18 protein-coding genes and 1 pseudogene are annotated in these 19,853 nt (G+C 40.1%); 6 read left to right on the forward strand and 13 right to left on the reverse strand.

The features are described from left to right. The 4 genes and pseudogenes from I6E24_RS09905 to I6E24_RS09920 form a co-directional block, all read right to left on the reverse strand. A partial coding sequence (locus I6E24_RS09905) for a hypothetical protein (RefSeq protein WP_235328336.1) occupies positions 1-922 on the reverse strand: 922 nt, incomplete at its 3' end. Between the two features lie 177 nt (positions 923-1,099). Then, positions 1,100-2,158, reverse strand: a complete 1,059-nt coding sequence (locus I6E24_RS09910) for a hypothetical protein (RefSeq protein ID WP_235328338.1) — start codon at positions 2,156-2,158, stop codon at positions 1,100-1,102. Positions 2,159-2,555: 397 nt separating this feature from the next. Next, positions 2,556-2,663 carry a DUF4113 domain-containing protein gene (locus tag I6E24_RS09915; RefSeq protein WP_289573108.1) on the reverse strand — a complete coding sequence of 36 codons (108 nt, stop codon included), beginning with the start codon at positions 2,661-2,663 and terminating at the stop codon, positions 2,556-2,558. Between the two features lie 6 nt (positions 2,664-2,669). After that, positions 2,670-2,900 (reverse strand): annotated as a pseudogene (locus I6E24_RS09920) (hypothetical protein); the annotation flags it as partial. A 191-nt stretch (positions 2,901-3,091) separates the two neighbouring features. Here I6E24_RS09920 and I6E24_RS09925 point away from each other — a divergent pair. Further along, complete coding sequence (locus I6E24_RS09925; protein ID WP_235328340.1) at positions 3,092-4,747, forward strand: type IV secretory system conjugative DNA transfer family protein; 1,656 nt, start codon at positions 3,092-3,094, stop codon at positions 4,745-4,747. 54 nt (positions 4,748-4,801) lie between these two features. On the opposite strand, the gene I6E24_RS09930 is transcribed toward I6E24_RS09925, so the two are convergent. The 4 genes from I6E24_RS09930 to I6E24_RS09945 form a co-directional block, all read right to left on the reverse strand. Then, on the reverse strand, positions 4,802-5,962 hold the full coding sequence (locus I6E24_RS09930) for a TraB/GumN family protein (RefSeq protein WP_235328342.1): 1,161 nt from the start codon (positions 5,960-5,962) through the stop codon (positions 4,802-4,804). 11 nt (positions 5,963-5,973) lie between these two features. Next, positions 5,974-6,474: a hypothetical protein gene (locus tag I6E24_RS09935; protein WP_235328344.1), complete on the reverse strand. Its 501-nt coding sequence runs from the start codon at positions 6,472-6,474 to the stop codon at positions 5,974-5,976. A 67-nt stretch (positions 6,475-6,541) separates the two neighbouring features. Further along, the gene (locus tag I6E24_RS09940) at positions 6,542-6,727 is read right to left on the reverse strand and encodes a hypothetical protein (RefSeq protein WP_087407186.1); all 186 of its coding nucleotides are present in this window, start codon (positions 6,725-6,727) and stop codon (positions 6,542-6,544) included. Positions 6,728-6,761: 34 nt separating this feature from the next. Then, positions 6,762-7,769: a replication initiation protein gene (locus tag I6E24_RS09945; RefSeq protein ID WP_204405141.1), complete on the reverse strand. Its 1,008-nt coding sequence runs from the start codon at positions 7,767-7,769 to the stop codon at positions 6,762-6,764. Between the two features lie 477 nt (positions 7,770-8,246). Here I6E24_RS09945 and I6E24_RS09950 point away from each other — a divergent pair, with 477 nt between their 5' ends. The 4 genes from I6E24_RS09950 to I6E24_RS09965 all read left to right on the forward strand — a co-directional run bounded on the left by I6E24_RS09950 (position 8,247) and on the right by I6E24_RS09965 (position 10,748). Beyond that, on the forward strand, positions 8,247-8,495 hold the full coding sequence (locus I6E24_RS09950) for a toxin-antitoxin system protein (RefSeq protein ID WP_008782592.1): 249 nt from the start codon (positions 8,247-8,249) through the stop codon (positions 8,493-8,495). After that, positions 8,492-8,770 carry a type II toxin-antitoxin system YafQ family toxin gene (locus tag I6E24_RS09955; RefSeq protein ID WP_204405142.1) on the forward strand — a complete coding sequence of 93 codons (279 nt, stop codon included), beginning with the start codon at positions 8,492-8,494 and terminating at the stop codon, positions 8,768-8,770. Before I6E24_RS09950 ends, I6E24_RS09955 begins: the two co-directional genes overlap by 4 nt. A 479-nt stretch (positions 8,771-9,249) precedes the next feature. Continuing rightward, a complete protein-coding gene (locus I6E24_RS09960; RefSeq protein WP_172557073.1) occupies positions 9,250-9,852 on the forward strand; it encodes a BfmA/BtgA family mobilization protein in 603 nt (200 codons plus the stop codon). Then, the gene (locus I6E24_RS09965; protein WP_235328346.1) at positions 9,849-10,748 is read left to right on the forward strand and encodes a DUF5712 family protein; all 900 of its coding nucleotides are present in this window, start codon (positions 9,849-9,851) and stop codon (positions 10,746-10,748) included. Before I6E24_RS09960 ends, I6E24_RS09965 begins: the two co-directional genes overlap by 4 nt. 100 nt (positions 10,749-10,848) lie before the next feature. Here the strand turns inward: I6E24_RS09965 and I6E24_RS09970 are convergent, their stop codons facing one another. Both I6E24_RS09970 and I6E24_RS09975 read right to left on the reverse strand, forming a co-directional pair. Continuing rightward, positions 10,849-11,622 (reverse strand): hypothetical protein, encoded by a 774-nt coding sequence (locus I6E24_RS09970; protein WP_235328347.1) that lies wholly within the window; start codon positions 11,620-11,622, stop codon positions 10,849-10,851. 177 nt (positions 11,623-11,799) lie between these two features. Further along, positions 11,800-11,955 (reverse strand): DUF4113 domain-containing protein, encoded by a 156-nt coding sequence (locus tag I6E24_RS09975; RefSeq protein ID WP_235328349.1) that lies wholly within the window; start codon positions 11,953-11,955, stop codon positions 11,800-11,802. An 89-nt stretch (positions 11,956-12,044) separates the two neighbouring features. Here I6E24_RS09975 and I6E24_RS09980 point away from each other — a divergent pair, with 89 nt between their 5' ends. After that, positions 12,045-13,700: a type IV secretory system conjugative DNA transfer family protein gene (locus I6E24_RS09980; protein WP_235328351.1), complete on the forward strand. Its 1,656-nt coding sequence runs from the start codon at positions 12,045-12,047 to the stop codon at positions 13,698-13,700. A 343-nt stretch (positions 13,701-14,043) separates the two neighbouring features. Here I6E24_RS09980 and I6E24_RS09985 read toward each other — a convergent pair whose 3' ends face one another. The 3 genes from I6E24_RS09985 to I6E24_RS09995 form a co-directional block, all read right to left on the reverse strand. Beyond that, the gene (locus I6E24_RS09985) at positions 14,044-15,255 is read right to left on the reverse strand and encodes a hypothetical protein (RefSeq protein WP_235328353.1); all 1,212 of its coding nucleotides are present in this window, start codon (positions 15,253-15,255) and stop codon (positions 14,044-14,046) included. 53 nt (positions 15,256-15,308) lie between these two features. Then, positions 15,309-17,636 carry an outer membrane beta-barrel family protein gene (locus I6E24_RS09990; RefSeq protein ID WP_235328355.1) on the reverse strand — a complete coding sequence of 776 codons (2,328 nt, stop codon included), beginning with the start codon at positions 17,634-17,636 and terminating at the stop codon, positions 15,309-15,311. A gap of 190 nt (positions 17,637-17,826) precedes the next feature. Further along, a complete protein-coding gene (locus tag I6E24_RS09995) occupies positions 17,827-19,689 on the reverse strand; it encodes a coiled-coil domain-containing protein (RefSeq protein ID WP_235328357.1) in 1,863 nt (620 codons plus the stop codon). Positions 19,690-19,853: the final 164 nt, after the last annotated feature.

Consider the following 19,853-nt stretch of genomic DNA (forward strand, 5'->3'; position numbering starts at 1 on the left):
TCGTGGTACCTCCGACGTGACCGTTGTAAGCAGTTTCTCCGTAAGGTGTATTTTTCAGATCAATAGCAAACGGACGGCATTCCAACAGTTCAAAGGCTGCATCCCAATGTCCTTCTCCGGTCATCGGGAAATTACTTCCGTCAAACAGGTTGTAATCAAACCAGTTCAGTACCACGATTTTGACTCGTTCTTCTCCAAAGATTTTCTTCATCCACCAACCCTGTGCTCCATAAACAGTATTACTCTTTTTGAGAATAAACGAATCGTTGATGGCATGAGGCTGATTGGTTATCACCAAGGCCTTGCGTTTACCGTTCAAGGGTGTCTGGCGGGCATACATTTCCGAAATATGGGTAGCCATTAAACTGTCGCGATTGTTCAAACCAGGAGACTTCCAGAAATCCTTGTAGTCCTCTACAGTACGGATTTCATCCCATGAGAACTCGCAATCGGTCAGTCCGAGTTTAATTTTCCTTGGAGAGGTACGGTTTATTTCATATATACCTTTCAGAAACTTCACGCGGTTGTATTTCTCCCAAATCGGATAGAAGGTCTCCGACTTTCTATAGTAGGCATACAGGCTGTCCATGAAAGCCGCCTCCGTTGGATAACAGCCTTGCAGCAGGCGGTTTACATCATCATTCATGTTGTACGAGCCGACTTCGGTATAAACATATCCTATCTGTTCGGCAAAACGAGGATCGGCCAGGATGTCGTGAATCAGGTCGTATTGTACCGTATCACGGTGGTCGCGCTCACCCAGCACTACTATATCCGATTTCTCAAACTGCTTGAATATGTATTCTTTGGGAGACATTCCCTTTTCAGCTGCGCATGTACGCAACGCCTCGATAGAGGGTGTCTGTGCCTTTAATGCAATGGCTGTAAAAGCACTGAAAATAAAAAACAATAACTTCCTCATATATAAAATATACAATTATTTATTCAAGTTCATTCTTGGATTTTAGTCAAGATCTACATACGGTTCTTCTGGCTGTCGCCAGCTCCGGTTCCTTTATACTTGCTCTTGGCTGTATTGAATTTATAGCGGACTGTTACCGCAAAATTTTATCTGCATCTGATAATTTTTGAATAGATATTATTGCATCAATCCACCCTCAATAAAAAAAACGACTTCATTCAATCGTTGTTTGTTGTTTTCTTCGTCTTTAAAAACAGCTGGTATGTTTAACACTTTATCCTGGATCAGATTATCCATTAAATACCACATAACTTCATGATACAAAATCACCATTGCTGTATTTTCATCATTTATATCATATTGAGTTGCGATATTGCCACAGTTGTCTTTAAGTTCTGACGAAATGGAATTAACAAGTTTATCAATAATTTGATGAAAACTATCTTGCTGTTTTTTTATGATAGGAAACAGAATGTCTCCGCTTTGGTTTGTCAAGCCGTATGGAATGAGTTTAGAGATAAGTTGCGGATTGTTTATTTTACCATATTGGGATATTTCATCAGCACTATCATCCATCGTTTTACTGCTTGGCGAAACCTCACTGTTGAGATAGGTTAATATCAAATTCATATCACCGAAACCATTTGTACCGAATTTAAGGTCTTTGCGTGGCTCATATAAAACCCAATAACAACCGCTCCAACCAGCATGGTTGTTTATATCATCAAATAAAACAAGCTTTGTCCACATCCTACCGTCCAAAAGATATGAAAAGACCAATGAAAGTGCATTGTTTTCAAATCCCATTTCCTTGATTGTATGTACAAGAGAGACAAAATCATTCTTAGTTTTTGAATACATAGATGCCGCAATTTCCTTACTGACATTTCTTAAAGATGTAGTCTGTTCTTTATCGAGAATAGGAATTGTGCATTTCCATTTTCCTTTTGTTTTATTAATCAGCCCTCCTACTTCCAACAATAATAATTGGCTATCAGAACATTTTATCCCCATATCAAGAAGTTCACTTTGGGTATGTGGAGTACGTAAATTATACATTATTTCCCAATTATTATCAGTAAGAACATAATCTTCAGGTTGATGTCCACTAACAGCAACGAATTGGGTAGCTTCCCACTCTTTATAAGGGCGAACATCAGTTTGAGCTTTAATAGTCGAAAAAGCACATGATATAAATAAGGAAATAAAAATAGAAAATATTAATTTATTAGTCATAAGAATATTAATTTATTATTTAAGTTGTTCTCGTCAATCAATTTTCCGCTAACTGTCTGTGCGGACAAACTTACAGGTAGTATGATTACTGTCAGCACTAAACATTTCTTAATCAAATTCATTGTAATAGTTCTATAATTATATTCACTTATATATTCCTGTCTTTCCTGTTTGTAGCACAAAAAAATATCTTATGATATTAGTAATAATCATAAGATAAATTCATATCAGTTATGTTACAAATAGTTGAAACAGAGAAATATAAACTTCTTTGGTCTTAAAATATCTACTAAATTGCTACAAATATAGATTATAATATTAAAAATAGACTGAAAAAGCTGAAAAAAATACAGAAATATATCAATATATTATCGAACATCCCGAATATTTTAATAGTTCACTTCACAAGGATGACATCATCGAGGTTGGTGGTGTACTGCTTGCTGATGTGTTCGCATTTCAGGTGCCATGACTTGTCTGTGCTACCCTGGACGGCTACCTTAATGGTATTTTATAACTCTGTATTTACTTTTATTTTCCCGAATGTTTTCTGTTCATCACGTACCCGGCAAAGTTCCCGGTGTGCTTTTTCCTTATACTCCTGAAGAACTTTGATTTCGTTACGCAATCGGTTGTTTTCTACCTGAAGAACCTGGAGTTCTTTTGCCTGTTCTTCAGCTTTCATTTCAGCACGTACTTTCTCTTCAGCTGCCTTTGCGATAAGCTCTGGAGCCGGAACCTTAAGAAACAGCACCAGGAACAAGGCCGGGTAGTGAGCCAACAACAGGGAAACAGTATTTCCCTGGTTCCAGATATCAACCAGGTACCGCAGCGGAAGAAGCAACAGGAAGAAGAACTCGACCAGCCCAGGAAAAGAAGCCGGGGTTTTGGAATGGGAATGTAAATTTGATTATGTAACAAAATCAAAAGCGTATGGAACAAAGAAAGGACATAATGACAGGTATTATCAGAATCTTAATTCTGTTTATTGTAGGTAGTATATTTCTGGCCATAGCCGGATATATCCTTTCCTTTGTCATTGATATTATTGGCCGTATTATAGTCTTTGTACTTCAGTGGGCTGTTTTCGGTGGTATTGCCTGGTATGGTTATAAGTATTTCAAGAAACCTAAACCGAAGGAGAAACCAGCTGAAGTAATACCTGAAGAAGCTATACGGTTATATACATCTTCAGGACAGCCGATTGTTACCGGAAACCCTTTCAGGGGTATTTTTGTTTTGGGTGCTGCCGGATCTGGAAAGTCTGAAAGTATAGCTGTGCCGTTATTGTCAGAGTTTATCAGAAACGGTTTTTCCGGTCTTGTATATGATTTTAAGTTCCCTACTTTGGGGCAAGATGTACAGTCTTTTATCAGTGCAAACGGGAATGAGATAAAGCACCATTATATAGACTTGAATAACCCGGAACAGTCACCGAGAGTAAATCCTATACAGCCAGATTATTTGTTGAATACAAGCTATGCCAGAGAGTTTGCACAGGCTATTGTGGCCAACCTGATAAAAGAGAGTATAAAGAAACCTGATTTCTGGAACAGGTCGGCAACAGACCTTCTAACTGCCTGTATCTGGTTCCTGAAAGAAGAATACCCGGCCATGTGCGATATACCTCATGTGTGCGCTTTGGTATCGAGTAAGGACGAGGATCTTCTCCGGCTTTTGCAGAAGAATCCGCAAACCGCACAAATGACAATGAGTATTTTCAGTGCAATGGAGAGGGGAGCAGACGGACAAGTCAGCGGAGTTGTAGGAACTTTGCAGTCTGCAATAGCACAGATAAACACTCCGGAACTGATGTATATTTTTGGTGGAAATGATTTTTCTCTGGATCTGAACAATCCTTCTTCTCCGGCTATTGTAACCGTAGGGACATATCCTACCCTTGTACAGACCTTTGCACCGTTATGCAGTCTTATTATAACAGTGGCCACAAAGCTGATGAACCAACCCGGCAAAGTTCCTTCTTTTGTAATGATCGATGAAGCTCCGACTGTGTATATACCTGGTCTTGATATATTGCCGAACACGGGACGAAGCAATAAAATATCTACAGTCCTGATGTGCCAGGATCTTGCACAGCTTTCTGACGGTTACGGCAAGGAAAAGGCCGATGTGCTGTTTGCGTCCTGTAATACTCACTTTTATGGTAGGGTATCTTCGAGCATAACGGCAGAAAGACTTTCTCGCCAATTTGGGAAGGAAGATAAAGTCTATACAACCGCATCACAATCGAGGACAGGCTTTCACCGGACTTCAGGAACCAGCGAATCAGTACAAGAAAGGGACGCAGCCAAACCTTCCAGCTTCCTTTCTCTGGAGCCTGGGGAGTTTTACGGTATAGCGGTGGAAAGCAATGTGCCGTTTTTCCGGAAGAAGTTCAGACAGACAGAACGGCCAATCCCGGCACAGCTGGAGAAGCCGAGCCACGCAGAAAGCATACAGGAATACACTCTGAAGGTAAGGGAGGATATAAAGTCTATACTTTACGCACTGAAGCCTGATGAACCGGAAGAACATCAGGAACCGGATGTCCCTTCAGATATTAAGTTCAAAGGCTTTTCAGTTGATTGATAGGAAAACAGCCAAGATTATCTTGGCTGTTTTTTATTATTTCATATAAAAGCCTTAGAACTGTAGAATCGGATGCCATTCTTTTACAGTTTTCAAAATGTCTTCTGCTGTTTTACAAGAGCCTTTAGTACGTTTATTTGCCTTCTCGATAAATTCATTATCATAAATATTTATAAGTTTAATTCCATTAAATTCTGAAACAGGTTTTATAAAAACAATACCATCACATATATCACTAAGTTTTTGCTCTTTTGTGTAAGGCGAACCTTTCTCGCCATAACTTGACAGTTTTATTGTAGGATTAGCGAAATAAGTTTCTGTCCTTAATAAAGGAAAATCATCGTTTAAATCAAATCCAACAGGTTTATTACCATTTTTCTGAAATGCGTTATCTATTACACCGTCAACTATAAGATTCCACCTTGTCTGACTGTTCTCTATATAGCCTCTGCTTCCCATTTGACCACCCCATAAATTGATGATGAATACATCTTGAGGATAACAGCTTTTGAGTAAAAAGCCAGCTGAAGGCCAATTGTAATAGTAATCCCCTTGACGTGTACCATTTATACGTGCTAAGGTATGCGCAGCTCCAGCATAAAATACTATGTGTGATCGTTTAATGATATAATTTCTTATGAGATCAAACATATTATCATCACGTGAGCCCGTATATACATAGTCCTTTCCGTCAAAATAATCTTGTATATACGCCGGATCCACTAAAAGGATACGTGTTCTGAGATTTTCAGGTTTCTTTTGATTATTTTCCCATACAGATTTGAAAACATCTGCATATTCTTTATATGGATTACCCAAATCATCAGGTGTATATTGCAAAATCTTAAAGACCAAATCTTCTCTGTAAACTGGGGATTTTATCAGGCTGTCTGCAAGATACTGATACCTTTCGGATCCAAACTCAACAGCCACCGCATCAATATTCGCCGTTGAATCTTTTGCTGAAGCAGTTATCAGTTCGCACAAGAATTGAGGGTGAGCATCTATCCAATGATCTTCCCCTATTGCAACAACTGAATGTGAACGTATTTTATCAAGTACATATTCCAAATGTGGTTGCCCATTATTTTTAATGTATTGATAATAAGATTCGCTGTCAAGGCAATCTTGCGCAACAGAAATGTTACTTGATAATATCAAAAGTAACAAGACAAAACATTTTTTAATTGTAAGACTTTTCATTTTTATATTCATTGTATATTAATTTATAGTTCTGTATTTACTTTTATTTTCCCGAATGTTTTCTGTTCATCACGCACCCGGCATAGTTCCCGGTGTGCTTTTTCCTTATACTCCTGAAGAACTTTGATTTCGTTACGCAATCGGTTGTTTTCTTCCTGAAGAACCTGGAGTTCTTTTGCCTGTTCTTCAGCTTTCATTTCAGCACGTACTTTTTCTTCAGCTGCCTTTGCGATAAGCTCTGGAGCCGGAAGCTGTATCTGTTTCTGTGCTGTTATAAACTCGCTCATAAGCATACAAAGGGCTTCTACCTGGTTTCTTTCCTTCTCGATGTCTGGAGGTACAGGGAGAAATGGTGTTGTTTCCTTATCATAGATATCGAAGTCATTCTTCTCTATGAATTTCCAGGCTGTTTCAACCCATTCACCGACAGGCTTTCCGGCTTTTCGGCAATATATTTTTATTTCCTCAAGTATGCTTTTCGGCACTCTTAAAGTTGATGTTTGTATATTTGTTTTTTCTTGCATATCAATGATTTATGTGCAAAAATATAAAGAATATATTTAGTAATATACATATTCTACAAAAAATATATTATAGCTTTGTTATATGTATATCTACAAAACAACCACCGAAGCCGGATAAGTCGTCTGGTTGCGTGTAAGTGACCGTTACAAGGGTTTGTCCCATGAATGTTTCAATCTTGTCTATAACGGCTTCCATTGGCTTCCCTAAGCCTGTGGCTTCAGCAGATACCAAAATCAAATCTCCTTCCTTCATATCTTAATTTTTTTGATTGTGTGACAGAATCAAATTATTTTATACCGAACTCTTCTCTTAACATTTTAAGCAGTGCATTTTCAGCGTGCTTTCTTGTCATTTCTCCTGTACATACTCTGTCATCGTAATAACAGCACCTTTCATACACATTCTTAAGCCTCCCGAGTTCTGCTATTTTATCTACAGCCTTTACTGCTTTATTATTTGTAGGGTTATCCATTGCATTACTGATCCACCTGTAAACAAATGAATATTGTTCGTACTGTTCCCCTCCTTCCTCTCGTGGATGCAGAGTGTTGATATTGAATACAACTGTATCAGCTTTGGGCTTTCTTCCTTTAATTGGATATTTGCAAATCAGTTCATAATCAAACCACACATCAGAACCGCTTTCCTTGATGCGTTCCTTTGCCGGACGTAAAATTTTCTGGTCTATCTGGGCATTAGAATAGACTTCCGGTATCTCCAGATCTTTTCTTAACTGAAGTATCGGGTAGTAATACTGTTTTCTATCCCTTTGGCTGCAAATTATCTTATACAGCCTTTTTGTGTAGTTGCCACGAAGCCCAAGAGCAAGCCCTTTGGAATATCTTGTACCTCCGACACCAACACCGTAATAGATCAAGAATGGAATAGCCCAAGGGTTTATATTAAGCATTACCTGGTTAGTCCCTTTTATGTTGTGTATTGTTGTGATGATTGCACCTGTTGTTTCTATGGTCTTGTGTATTTTGGGATGAACCCAGCGAAAGGAAAATATCTTTTTAGTCAAGTCCAGAGCTTCTTTTAATACCATTGTTTTATGGTTTTTCCCCCCGGCTTCATCGCATTTTATAGTAACATAAGGCTGGTTAAACAAATCCCGTGGCAGTTCTTCCTCTCTTGATATGTGCTTTTGTAGTTTGTCACTGATAAGAGTAAGCAAGTTTTCTTGCCATTCAGAAATATTGTACTGCCCAAAAGTTACATTATTAGGCTGAATAAGCATTATTTCCTCTTCAGTTGGAGGAATGAACGGTACCAAGTTTTTACCTTTTGCCATACGTTTTGTTTTTAGGGGTTGTTTTTACAAATATACGATATGAAAAATAATAAACCAAAAAAAAAGGTATTTTTTATGGGTATCTTTAGCAATTTGAGTATCTTTTGTGGGGGGTGTCTTTAGCAATTTGAGTATCTTTTGTAGCATATCTTTAGCAATTTGAGTATCTTTTGTGCCCTTTTATTATTTGTAAAATTCAGAAAATCAATACATTACAATGTTGAAAACACGTTCGTACAAGATATTCTGCAAAGACATTCTAACAAGAAAGCGGATTTTAGGGGAAAAATGACCTTGTTTTTGCCCCAAAATTGTGACAATAGAGAGAAAGAGAGAACCCTCCCTTTAGGGAGTGAGGAGGGTTTTGGGAACGGCTTTTTCTGGCGCGTTAAAAAATGTATATATTAGTATTTTTGTGTTTATTTTTTTTGTTTTTGATATATATTGTTATACATTTGCAATAAAAAGTATAACAATATGGAAGTAGCAATAAAGAAACTAACTGCATTCAGACTTGACAGCAACCTTCTGGACATGCTGAAGAGTGCTGCCAAACGTGAACATCGGAGCTTAAACAACTTCGTGGAATGTCTTCTTATGGATGCCATGTACACAGAACCAAACGAAGAGACCAAAGCGGCCATAGAAGAAGCTCGTGCCGGGAAAAACCTGAAGAAAGTTGATACAAGCAGCTTCGAGAACTTTATAAAATCCTGTAGTGAATGAGAGAGGTTAAGACTGGTGGCCAGTTCCGGAAAGACCTGAAACGGTACAGGAATGATAATACCAAACTGAAAAAACTTTATGAAATTGTAGGATTCCTGGAACGTTGTGAGGACGTTCCAAAAGAGTTTAAACCTCATATGCTTTCAGGTGATTATGCAGGTCACATGGAATGTCACGTAGAAAATGATTTTCTTTTGATATGGATTGATGATGAAGTCGTAAAGCTGGTTAGGCTTGGCAGTCATTCAGAATTGTTTGGAAAGAAGAAAAAATAACATAACTATTTTAGAAAGTCAGTAGATCTTCAATAACAAAGTAAGTTCTGCTGACTTTTATTTTGGATATGCACTGCAAATGGCTGCACTCGTCGGGACGGGTGGTCCCGCCCCTTGCCGTGCGGCGCTCCCCGACCGATGAGTTTTTTGTGGTGTTCCGGAAATGGCCTGTTGTGCGGTTTTGTTGGGTAATTCTGTTGTGTACCGGGTGTGCGGTTTTCGTGGGTGTTCACGTGTGTGGGATAGGTTCTATCTCTCCCCGTCCCCTTTGCTAATTTCGCGCTGGGGAGGGTGTTCGATAGAACAGCAAGAGGAAACCGGGCAAGCCCTGTTTTTTCCTCTTGCCCTACGGGGTTTTTAGCTGTAAATCAATTATTTAGGAAATTATACTAATATAATTTGGTTATAATGAATAAATATACTATCTTGTAAACCAATAAGTTAGTATATTTATTCATTATAATAAGCCTTATAATATCATGGAAAAAGACAGCAAAACAACGGTAGCAGTAGAACGTACTACTTTTACTAAACTTGACCGTCTGGCCAAGGCAAACAATGTGTCAAAAATGGAGTTCCTTACACATGCTATAAACTATTTTGAGAAGTACGGTATAAACCCGGTCGAGCATGAAAGCCCGGCACAGGAAATGCAGAAGCTTATCAAGCGCATGGATCAGGTGTTCGCATTCCTGAAGAAACAGGAAACGGATCTTGTGCGTCCGGCTTGTGAAGCTCTGGCCGGAGCCAGCACACAGATAACCATAAGCCTTTCATCCTTACTTTCGGAAGAAAAGTTCAGGCGGTTCCTGAAGGAGAACAGCGAACTTTTCATCGAGGTGATGAACCAATCCAGCGAAAAGGGAAAAGCTATTGACAGAGCTGAAAGAGCGGTACGGGATTCTGATGCAACTATCAGGAAGAACCAGCAGGCCATTTTCAAGCGGATAGAAGCCAACGAAACAGCACAACTTAAAGCCATGCAACATATAGTTTCCTTCCTCGATGCAAAAGGAAAGACCGGGCTACTCGATGATATAAACAAAGTCTATGAGAGGGAAAAGGAAAGGAGGGGACTATGAATATAAAAATTCAGGGTGGCGGTTCCGGGACCTATGCCAATACAGGGAGCTGCACAGGAGTAACGACCTACCTCCAGCATGAGGATCTGGAGCGCATGAAGAACGGCCAGGAAGTGCAGCCGTTTTTCAATAACTCACGTGACTATATAAGCGCACAGGAAGTAACCTTCAAGATAGACAACAACAAGGCAAAATTAAGCCGGAACGATGCGAAGTTCTATGTGATCACGGTAAGCCCTTCCAGCCGGGAGCTGGAGAAAATGGGCAAGACAGAGAAGGAACAGGCTGAAGTCATGAGAAAGTATGTCCGTGATGATGTGATGCAGCACTATGCGGAAGGGTTTGGAAAAGGCCTGAACAAAGAGGATATCGAGTATTACGGGAAGATCCATTTTGAGAGGAAGGGAGCCGACCGGTACGACATGCACGCACATATCATCGTCAGCCGGAAGGACAGGAGCAACACCAGGAAGCTAAGTCCAAAGACCAACCACACCGGAAAGAAGAACTGCGGAAACGTGAAGGGCGGTTTCGACAGGACAGATTTTTTCCGAAAGTGTGAATCTTCATTTGACAAGCGCACAGGGTATGACCGGGCCCCGGAACAGACCTTCGATTATCTCAATACCATGAAGAACGGAAGCCCGAAAGAAATCTTCCAGAAAAAGGAGTGGGCGGAACGTGTGAACCATGAACGGCTTGAAAAGATGAAAGCCGAATGGAGCCGGGATCTTCAGGAACCGCGCCAGGAACAAGTCCGTGAAGAAATCCAACAACAGGGAAACAGTATTTCCCTGGTTCCAGATATCAACCAGGTACCGCAGCGGAAGAAGCAACAGGAAGAAGAACTCGACCAACCCAGGAAAAGAAGCCGTGGTTTTGGAATGGGTATGTAAATTACAGATACATGCTCGCATGAGGTATGTTTATCCCCTGTATTTTGATACAGGGGGCATTAGGATCAAATCGGAAAAGTAAAAGCGTCCAAAGAAAATCTTAATCGCTTATATCTAAAACATTTTCAGGAATATCATGATTGCCGACAACAAAATAATACTTAACTCCTGTTTCTATGTCTTTAGCATTCATAATGGCAGGAGAAATTTCTCTTGTTTCCAAGCTTTCAATCTGTTCTTGCCAATCCCAACCTAATAGTATTTTTAAAGCAAAAAAGGTTTTTTCACTTGTACCTGTCAAATCATATTTATAAACAGATTTGTTCTCTAATTTATCATTGAAGGTTAATTCCATGTACGGTACACTTTTCTCTACGATAAAATTGTAACTACCAGTCTGCTTTAAGTCTCTATCATCATCGTACAAATAGAAACTTCTTGATTCGTTGTTAATGAGGAAAAATTCATCCCCTTCATTATATGGTGATTGCATAGGATTTGCTAGTACCAAATTTAAATAGTCATCAACAATCTTTATTTTCAGTTCTACGGTCTCATTTACAATATTATCATGGACTTTTACTATTGTTTCTCCAGTCTGTTTGGGGTGAATTTCCAAATCTCCCATACCAATTGGGCTTGACAAATCTATTGTAGCTTCTAATATTTCAGGATTGTTCACTTCTATAGTGTAATCTCTGTTACCTCCTCTTATCATGATGTTTTTGGCACCAGTCAGAGGGCGTTCGTAATAGTTTTTTTCAAACGACAGATGAAATATCTGTTTGCTATTATCTGTATCTTTATCACAACTGATAAAGGCAAATGTAAACAGGAATAGCATCAGTATTCCAAATAAATTCTTTGTTTTCATATTACTTTGATTATAGTAGTTTATAGTTCTGTATTAACTCAAATTATCTGCACTTTATTATTACACTAATAATACGAATATGCAAATATAGTATCAATAATCAGTTAAATATAATTTTAGAAGTAATATTTTGTAATAAAGAAGCTCTAATATTCAATATTCAACAACTTAAAATGTTCACTTCACGAGGATAACATCATCGAGGTTGGTGGTGTACTGCTTGCTGATGTGTTCGCATTTAAGGTGCCACGACTTGTCTGTAGTGCCCTGGACAGCTACCTTTATGGTGTTGTGGCCGTTCTTGCGGTTGATACACCACAGCGGAAGAAGCAAAAGGAGGAAGAACTCGACCAGCCCAGGAAAAGAAGCCGGGGTTTTGGAATGGGAATGTAAATTTGATTATGTAACAAAATCAAAAGCGTATGGAACAAAGAAAGGACATAATGACAGGTATTATCAGAATCTTAATTCTGTTTATTGTAGGTAGTATATTTCTGGCCATAGCCGGATATATCCTTTCCTTTGTCATTGATATTATTGGCCGTATTATAGTCTTTGTACTTCAGTGGGCTGTTTTCGGTGGTATTGCCTGGTATGGTTATAAGTATTTCAAGAAACCTAAACCGAAGGAGAAACCAGCTGAAGTAATACCTGAAGAAGCTATACGGTTATATACATCTTCAGGACAGCCGATTGTTATCGGAAACCCTTTCAGGGGTATTTTTGTTTTGGGTGCTGCCGGATCTGGAAAGTCTGAAAGTATAGCTGTGCCGTTATTGTCAGAGTTTATCAGAAACGGTTTTTCCGGTCTTGTATATGATTTTAAGTTCCCTACTTTGGGGCAAGATGTACAGTCTTTTATCAGTGCAAACGGGAATGAGATAAAGCACCATTATATAGACTTGAATAACCCGGAACAGTCACCGAGAGTAAATCCTATACAGCCAGATTATTTGTTGAATACAAGCTATGCCAGAGAGTTTGCACAGGCTATTGTGGCCAACCTGATAAAAGAGAGTATAAAGAAACCTGATTTCTGGAACAGGTCGGCAACAGACCTTCTAACTGCCTGTATCTGGTTCCTGAAAGAAGAATACCCGGCCATGTGCGATATACCTCATGTGTGCGCTTTGGTATCGAGTAAGGACGAGGATCTTCTCCGGCTTTTGCAGAAGAATCCGCAAACCGCACAAATGACAATGAGTATTTTCAGTGCAATGGAGAGGGGAGCAGACGGACAAGTCAGCGGAGTTGTAGGAACTTTGCAGTCTGCAATAGCACAGATAAACACTCCGGAACTGATGTATATTTTTGGTGGAAATGATTTTTCTCTGGATCTGAACAATCCTTCTTCTCCGGCTATTGTAACCGTAGGGACATATCCTACCCTTGTACAGACCTTTGCACCGTTATGCAGTCTTATTATAACAGTGGCCACAAAGCTGATGAACCAACCCGGCAAAGTTCCTTCTTTTGTAATGATCGATGAAGCTCCGACTGTGTATATACCTGGTCTTGATATATTGCCGAACACGGGACGAAGCAATAAAATATCTACAGTCCTGATGTGCCAGGATCTTGCACAGCTTTCTGACGGTTACGGCAAGGAAAAGGCCGATGTGCTGTTTGCGTCCTGTAATACTCACTTTTATGGTAGGGTATCTTCGAGCATAACGGCAGAAAGACTTTCTCGCCAATTTGGGAAGGAAGATAAAGTCTATACAACCGCATCACAATCGAGGACAGGCTTTCACCGGACTTCAGGAACCAGCGAATCAGTACAAGAAAGGGACGCAGCCAAACCTTCCAGCTTCCTTTCTCTGGAGCCTGGGGAGTTTTACGGTATAGCGGTGGAAAGCAATGTACCGTTTTTCCGAAAGAAATTCAGACAGGCAGAACGGCCAATCCCGGCACAGCTGGAGAAACCGAGCCATGCCGAAAGCATACAGGAATACACTCTGAAGGTAAGGGAGGATATAAAGTCTATACTTTACGCACTGAAGCCTGATGAACCGGAAGAACATCATAAACCAGATATCCCTTCAGATATTAAGTTCAAAGGCTTTTCCGTTGATTGATAAGAAAACAGCCAAGACAATCTTGGCTGTTTTTTATAAAGTTGAAGAAGCAGTAGGAGGAAGAACTTCAGCCAAAGAGAGAGAAAAAGATTGATCATAGTTTCATAAAATGGTAATACTTGTCCTGATAGCTTGTGTTAGGCCTCCCGATTAATAAGAGAGTACAAAGGATGATTCTGTGACAAAATCAAAATAACACCCAAAGAAAAAGCATATAAAGGTGACAAACCTATCACCCCTATATGCTCAAAGAGTATCTATAAATGAAATTGATGTTGTTCTTACATACGGTTCTTCTGGTTATCACCTATATAGATAGCCATCGGGTTAATAATAAGTAAGGTCAAGGTTTCTTTTCCAACACCTTCTTTATCAACTCTTTTACTTCCTCTTTGCTTTTGATAGCTGCCGGATAAGCATGAAAAACATTGTATTCGTCAATGGCAACATCCAGGGGTATTTCTGCACCGGGTTGTGTTACTTGGAAGAATATAGTCAGACGGCGCTTTATCTCCGGTTCAAATTCTTTGGTTATGAGACCTTCAATACCCCAAGCAGCAACATGGTCGTAGAGGGGAGCATAATAGATAAGCCCATCAGCCACATCTTGCCAACACTTGTTCTTTACATTGGTCGTGGTACCTCCGACGTGACCGTTGTAAGCAGTTTCTCCGTAAGGTGTATTTTTCAGATCAATAGCAAACGGACGGCATTCCAACAGTTCAAAGGCTGCATCCCAATGTCCTTCTCCGGTCATCGGGAAATTACTTCCGTCAAACAGGTTGTAATCAAACCAGTTCAGTACCACGATTTTGACTCGTTCTTCTCCAAAGATTTTCTTCATCCACCAACCCTGTGCTCCATAAACAGTATTACTCTTTTTGAGAATCATCGAATCGTTGATGGCATGTGGCTGACTGGTTATAACCAAAGCCTTGCGTTTCCCATTCAAGGGTATCTGGCGGGCAAACATTTCCGAAATATGGGTAGCCATTAAACTGTCGCGGTAGTTCACTGTGCGAGATTCCCAGAAATTCTTGTAGTCTTCTACAATACGAATCTCGTCCCATGAGAACTCACGGTCGGTCAGTCCAAGCCTGATTTTCCTTGGAGAGGTACGGTTTATTTCATATATACCTTTCAGGAATTTAACGCGGTTGTATTTCTCCCAAATTGGATAGAAGGTCTCCGACTTTCTATAATAGGTATACAGGCTGTCCATGAAAGCCGCCTCCGTCGGATAACTGCCTTGCAGCAGGCGGTTCACATCATCATTCATGTTGTACGAGCCGACTTCGGTATAAACATATCCTATCTGTTCGGCAAAACGAGGATCGGTCAGGATGTCGTGAATCAGGTCGTATTGTACCGTATCACGGTGGTCACGCTCACCCAGCACTACTATATCCGATTTCTCAAACTGCTTGAATATGTATTCTTTGGGAGACATTCCCTTTTCAGCTGCGCATGTACGCAACGCCTCGATAGAGGGTGTCTGTGCCTTTAATGCAATGGCTGTAAAAGCACTGAAAATAAAAAGTAATAGGTTTCTCATATATAAAATTTAAAATTATTTATTCAAGTTCGTTATTGGATTTTAGACAAGACCTACAAACGGCTCTTCTGGCTATCCCCTGCTCCGGTTCCTTTGTACTTACTCTTTGCTGCATTGAACTTATAACGTAGGGTCAAACCTACACTGCGGCGAACTTCCTGATTTATCGTCATAACCCTGTTTCCGCTATACAAAACAGTTTTGGCAGTGCTGGAATTGAACAAGTCATCAGCCTGAAGCCTGATACTCAGACGTTCATTAAAGAAACTTTTGTATAAACCCACATTAGCATACCAGCAACCTTCAGCTACATACGCATTTTCATTATCTCCCGGAGTATCTGCTCCCAAATCTATATCCAGTCCAAATCCGAGCGGCAAACTGAAGTGATTACGGAACGTAAACGACCCAATAGGATTATTAAAATTTTCCACGCCACCGGGTACATCTACTTTGTACCACTGCTGAAGTAACATAAGCGTAAGCTGAGGAGACCAGATACCTATGGTTGGAGCAAGTGTCAAACTGGAATAAAGTTTATCCGACCCATACCTGTTGTAATAACTGAACAAAGAAACAGTCGGGTCATCTTCCGAATAAGCCTGATTGAGTTGAATGATTGCGTCACGGCCATGAATATAACGCGTATTGAAATACAACCATTTGTACGAAAGATTAAACGAAAGCCTGTTTATAACCGAAGGTCGCAAAAACGGATTTCCGCCTTCGTAAGTATAACGGTTTACATACGTAGTACTACTTCGGAGCATCCAGTAAGGAGGACGGTAAATGCTTCCGGTATAACTCAGCTGCAACTGGGCCTTGCCTACAGGCAGCGAAAGAGAAACGGAAGGGAACACATTATCGTATGTGCGGCTCTGTTCGTCTATTCGCTTTCCTTCCTCGTAATAATCCGATGCCAGATGCTCATATCGTACTCCTGCCCTCACCTGTAACCGGCTGATACGGAAACCGTATTCTGCAAAAATAGCAAAACTGTTTTCGCGGATGCGACTTTCGTCATCATCCAGAATTCCCTCAACATTCCTATAACTGTTCAGACGATTGGTATAAGTATATTCACTGCCTAACGAGAAATTTCCTTTCCATAACGGATGTTCCGCCACAAGTTTTGCCGCATACAGTGTATTTTTATCATTGCTCTCACTGGTAACAGTCTGTTCTTTCCGTTCACCGTCTGCCGAAATAATTTCTTCCAGCATTTCCTGCGGTATTCTGTTCTTCTGCCAAATCCCGTCTGCATTAAAGTCAATATGCCAGTCTCCCACCTGTCCGTTATAATAAGTATTCAACGTATGACCTGAACTTACATGATTCTGCCATCCCCCACTGTTGCTTTTCTCATAAGGAATATTGTTCTGAGCTACATCCGTCTGCATATCAATATCATCGTGAAATTTAGGAGTGCGGTCATAATTATAACGCATACCCAGTGAATGGTTTTCATTAAACTGGTAATTGAGTGACAGCATTGCAGCTATGTTCTGAATATGTTTCCAGTTATACAAATAAGATTTCTGTGTCCATGTGCGGTCCAGAAAAGTTTCCTGTTCGATGTGTTTGTTGTTTTCGCTGCGTCTGTCATTACCCGAAATCATACCCGACAAATCAAAACCTCCCTTACGATAATTGAAATCAAATACATCGTTTACCGTCCAGTCATAACGATACTCTGTATAGAAACGGTTATCGAAACCGAAACCTTCTCCTTGCGGCTTCTTGGTTTTGATTCGGATAACGGCATTCACTGTCGCGTCATAGCGCGAACCGGGATTATTCACCACTTCCACACTTTTGATGTTGTCGGAAGAAAGCTGGCTCAGTTCAGAATTGTTCCGTACCTTACGACCGTTGATATAAATCTCCGGAGCACCAGCACCGAACACACGGACTTCTCCATCATCGGCTGATACTCCAGGAAGCTTGTCCAACAAATCCTCCCCTGTCCCTGCTTTTTCAAGGATACTACCCTGCACAGTAGTAACCATTGCATCACCTTTCAGCTGCATTTTGGGCAAATCACCTTTTACTACTACTTCACCAAGCATCTGTGCGTCAGACACGAGCTGCACAATACCAATATTGGCAGGAGAAGTTGGTTTATACACAGTCTTATATCCGATGGAGGATATTCTAACTATCTGGTTTTCCGATGTTGTCTCAAGTGTGAAAGATCCGTCCTCACCACTGATGGTTCCGCTAACAAATGCAGAATCCGGCAAGGATAAAAGCACCACATTGGCGTATGATAAAGGTTGGTTCTTCTCGTCAATAAGTTTTCCGCTTACGGTCTGTGCGGATAGAATTACCGGCAAGAAAACCATTAAAAATGTAAATAAAAAAGTTTTAATCGCTTTCATTATTAAAGATACTTTTTAGGTTATTATTGCTCATGGTTTATATCTCCGAATGCAAAGTTAGAACATATAACAATACACCATTTAAAAAGTATCTCTACATTTAGCTACTGACAAAATACGGCATAATGCACTAATTATATGCGCATTATGCCGTATTATACAACTATGTCAATCTCTACATTTTCTATTTTCAGAACTCTGCCACCCACCTATCTAGCGTCATATCCTCATTAAGACCGCCTTCCAACGATTCACTCAAATGCTTCTTCAGACGGAACTTCTTCTGGGATACCGAAGAGACACTTACACCGAATATCTCAGACATCTGAGTGTTGCTGAAACGGAGCTTGATCAGGATACAAAGATGAAGTTCCTGCTTAGTCAGTGTCGGACAGATACTCTGCATTCGGCTCATGAAATTGCCGTACGTACTTTCGCACATTTTCTCCAGAGTCTCCCATTCCATATCATCAAGAACACGGCATTTCTCCCTCAGTTCCTTCACAAGTCTGTCATTATCCACAACATAGTCGGCAAGCATACGTTCACGCTGCTTAAGGTTAAGGTTCTCTTCTGATATACTACGGAACTTCTCAGTATCACGGCGGGCCTTGTCAAGTTTAGAGGTATATTCGGCAATGTGATTTTGCATAGTGGCTATATTTTCAGACAGCCTGCTATTCTCTGACTGAAGACTGTCTATCTGTTCACGGTATGATTCTATATCTTCAGAATTAACTTCCTGACCCGCTATCTGCTCCTGCAGTTCCTCCATATAGCGGTTGTTCTGCATGAGACGTGTCTCGTATTCGTGAAGTTGAAGCATGTAGTCCTGTAGCTGTTCAGACTGTTTGCGGATGGTGGTTTCCTTTCTCACAAGCCGTTTCTGATAGAGGTAAGCAACAACAGCTATAACCACAATCAGGCATATCGTGATGATAAACAACAAACGCTGTGCATCTGCCTTCTCCAGCTTCAAACGCTGCTGTTCGGTAATGAGTTTCTGATGGTCGTACTTCTCCTTATAGGCTATGATTTCCTTGCCTTTGTCTAAGGACATGACAGAGTCGGTATAGAAAATAAGAGAATCGCAATAGGTTTTCAGGTATTTACGGTATTGGGGGATATCGCCTAATCGATATAGATTTCTATATGTTTCTTTTTTTGTGTAAACATTGTCCGTATTTAATGCCTTATTCAAATACAAATATGCAGAATCATACTGATTTAGCATTAAATAATTTGAACCAATCAGCAATGATGACTGATACTCAACCGGTAATGATTTTGACAATACCAAAGACTTTTCCAAGTTTCCGCTATTGGAATAAACTAAAGCAATCTCGGTTTGAACTTTATAATAATATCGGTCTGTGCCAAGTCCTAATTCCAAAGCTAATGAAGCACATTTATTATATGTATCGATTGCCTTTGTAAGCTCATTTGTAAGACAATAACTCCTGGCCAGGTATCTTAAAGCAGTCATTTGATAACGCTTATTCGAATCCTTCACAGCATAATCGTATGCTGCGGTACAAGCTTCAAGTGCATAATCTGCAAAATTACGGAATAAATACAGCTTCCCTAAAGAAAACATTATCAGATATCCGGTCTTATAATCGTCTGTTTTCTCCACCTCTGTTTTACCTTCCAAGTAATACTGCATGGCTTCCTCTATATTGCCGAGCTCATAATTGATATCCCCCATATAAAGAGCAGACATCGCCTTTCTACGGGCATTATCGGTAGGCTTGTAATAATTGTATGCAATCCTCACAAGGGAATCAGAGGAGGTTTTCATCAGCTGTTTTACCTTTGCCTGTGATATCAGCAGACACCACAGCGCATGGTTTTCCTTATCCCGGCGTGCTGAAGGCATCGGCATGGCTTCCAGGATATGAAGCGCACTGTCCGGATGATCAAACATCACGGATTCAGCGTGAGCCAGTTCCGGAAGCAGTGTTTTCTCCTTGCGGTTTCCGCTGCATTGGATATTCAAAAAGGCTGTAAAAGCAATCAGAATGTACAGTATATAGTGGGTTATCTTTCTCATTTCACAAAAATTTCCTGCAAAAATAAGAATATTCCAACACTATACACATCAATTCGTACATTTTGTTAAGTGAAAAGGGCAGCCTTAATGACTAAAGCCACCCTAGTCTGAATTTAAGAGAGTTTTTTAAACTAATTGAATCAAAATATATTTACATACGGCTC

Source organism: Bacteroides caecigallinarum (genome assembly GCF_021530995.1).
Classification (GTDB): domain Bacteria; phylum Bacteroidota; class Bacteroidia; order Bacteroidales; family Bacteroidaceae; genus Phocaeicola; species Phocaeicola faecigallinarum.

What these genes read in the sequence shown, in the direction of transcription:
- I6E24_RS09910 (WP_235328338.1), bottom strand. Translation starts at nt 2,158, where the DNA reads ATGACTAATAAATTAATATTTTCTATTTTTATTTCCTTATTTATATCA.
- I6E24_RS09925 (WP_235328340.1), top strand. Translation starts at nt 3,092, where the DNA reads ATGGAACAAAGAAAGGACATAATGACAGGTATTATCAGAATCTTAATT.
- I6E24_RS09930 (WP_235328342.1), bottom strand. Translation starts at nt 5,962, where the DNA reads ATGAATATAAAAATGAAAAGTCTTACAATTAAAAAATGTTTTGTCTTG.
- I6E24_RS09945 (WP_204405141.1), bottom strand. Translation starts at nt 7,769, where the DNA reads ATGGCAAAAGGTAAAAACTTGGTACCGTTCATTCCTCCAACTGAAGAG.
- I6E24_RS09955 (WP_204405142.1), top strand. Translation starts at nt 8,492, where the DNA reads ATGAGAGAGGTTAAGACTGGTGGCCAGTTCCGGAAAGACCTGAAACGG.
- I6E24_RS09970 (WP_235328347.1), bottom strand. Translation starts at nt 11,622, where the DNA reads ATGAAAACAAAGAATTTATTTGGAATACTGATGCTATTCCTGTTTACA.
- I6E24_RS09950 (WP_008782592.1), top strand. Translation starts at nt 8,247, where the DNA reads ATGGAAGTAGCAATAAAGAAACTAACTGCATTCAGACTTGACAGCAAC.
- I6E24_RS09935 (WP_235328344.1), bottom strand. Translation starts at nt 6,474, where the DNA reads ATGCAAGAAAAAACAAATATACAAACATCAACTTTAAGAGTGCCGAAA.
- I6E24_RS09965 (WP_235328346.1), top strand. Translation starts at nt 9,849, where the DNA reads ATGAATATAAAAATTCAGGGTGGCGGTTCCGGGACCTATGCCAATACA.
- I6E24_RS09990 (WP_235328355.1), bottom strand. Translation starts at nt 17,636, where the DNA reads ATGAAAGCGATTAAAACTTTTTTATTTACATTTTTAATGGTTTTCTTG.
- I6E24_RS09980 (WP_235328351.1), top strand. Translation starts at nt 12,045, where the DNA reads ATGGAACAAAGAAAGGACATAATGACAGGTATTATCAGAATCTTAATT.
- I6E24_RS09985 (WP_235328353.1), bottom strand. Translation starts at nt 15,255, where the DNA reads ATGAGAAACCTATTACTTTTTATTTTCAGTGCTTTTACAGCCATTGCA.
- I6E24_RS09960 (WP_172557073.1), top strand. Translation starts at nt 9,250, where the DNA reads ATGGAAAAAGACAGCAAAACAACGGTAGCAGTAGAACGTACTACTTTT.
- I6E24_RS09940 (WP_087407186.1), bottom strand. Translation starts at nt 6,727, where the DNA reads ATGAAGGAAGGAGATTTGATTTTGGTATCTGCTGAAGCCACAGGCTTA.
- I6E24_RS09995 (WP_235328357.1), bottom strand. Translation starts at nt 19,689, where the DNA reads ATGAGAAAGATAACCCACTATATACTGTACATTCTGATTGCTTTTACA.